Origin of the sequence: Endozoicomonas atrinae (assembly GCF_001647025.1) — a bacterium.
Classification (GTDB): Bacteria; Pseudomonadota; Gammaproteobacteria; order Pseudomonadales; family Endozoicomonadaceae; genus Endozoicomonas; species Endozoicomonas atrinae.
Genome location: NZ_LUKQ02000544.1, coordinates 1 through 1457 on the forward strand (window position 1 = coordinate 1; position 1457 = coordinate 1457).

Below are 1457 nucleotides of genomic sequence, written 5' to 3' on the forward strand. Positions count from 1 at the left end.
GTAAAACTCTTCGAAAGCCAACGCCTAACCGATGAGGAAGATGGTGGTGGTCGGGTGACGGGTAACGAGGTCATTGATGGCAACGTCAATAATCTCTTTCAGGACATTTCCCGGATCGACCGAACCATTGGTGATGTGGCCTTGCGAAAGGCATTCATTGGAATCAGCACCGATAACAATGACATTTATCTCGGCAGTCATTTGATATTGACCGAGCCTCCCAAGGATAAGAATGTCTCTGTTTTGCTGTTCAATACCGACAGTCAGACCGATGAGCGTTTGGATGCCAGAGACAGAATTGAGAGCTATGTCGTCCCCGGCATTAAAGCATCGTGGGAACTGGTGGGCGATCAGCTGGAAGGCCAGCGTTCCATTGTGGGCTATCAGCGTGAGGAATGGGCGGTGCCTGAAATTGGGGAGGTCTATAAGCTCACCACTCCCGATGGACTAACCAGCCAATTTATTCGTATTACTGCCGTTGATCATTCAGTGGTGACGTTTACCTATCACAACGGTTCGGAGTATGTGGACTTTAACCGGCGCAAGGTAGAAATGGAGATCAGTGCACCGCTAATAACCACCTTTGTCGGAGCGCAGCCAGTTCCCGGAGAACCGGAGGAAGAAACCAGCACCATTTATGGGACACAGATAGCCGATACCTCCCGTTATTACGGCATTCAGCCATTGAGTGCCAATGTGACCGCTGGCGATTTAACGGTTAAGGCCGAGAGTGTTTATGCGCCACTGGTGCCGAGTGCCAAGGTCGAAAGCCCATTGCTCGATCAATACGGTGGCTATACCGGCAAAACCATGGTGGCCACGGCTGACACTAGCCGTTCGGTCAGCTGTCGTTTTGTGCATATTACCGGGAACCAGAGCCGAACCTATGTCCAGCGTGGCGTACTGCCTAAAACCCTCTCCCTGTCCCTCGAAGGTGGCACCTTTGAAGATGACGGTGCGGGTCATCTGCTCCATAAAAGCGGGACCAATAATTTCAGTAAATTGGCAGTGGATTATGACCTCGGGGAGATTAATGTCTGGCGAGCGAGCAGCTATACCACGGCAACTGCCAACGCTACCTATCAGCCAGCCGTGGCCATTACAGGTGCAGCGATCAGTGGTGCTATCCCGATCACTAACCAGAACCGGGGCTTCAATTACACCCTGAATATGGCAGATGCCAAGCCAAGACCGGGAACATTGGTGGTCAGCTATATCGCTCTCGGAAAATGGCAGAACATTCGGGATACTGGCGCTGGCCAGATGACCGGCTCGGGAACCGGAACCATTATCTTTGCAACGGGATCGGCTGCGATCACCCTCGATGCGCTGCCTGATCCTGACAGTGCCATTGTCTTTAGCTATGTGGCGCAGAATGATGATGAGGTCACTATCCGAACCGGCTCTGTGTCTGTGGATGATATGACCTTCCGGCATACCGTCGAGAAACCCGGCAT

1 protein-coding gene is annotated in these 1457 nt (G+C 52.3%); it reads left to right on the forward strand.

The window, feature by feature from the left end:
* The coding region (locus AK963_RS33980; RefSeq protein ID WP_202969921.1) for a hypothetical protein at window positions 1–1457 on the forward strand (1457 nt) is incomplete at both ends.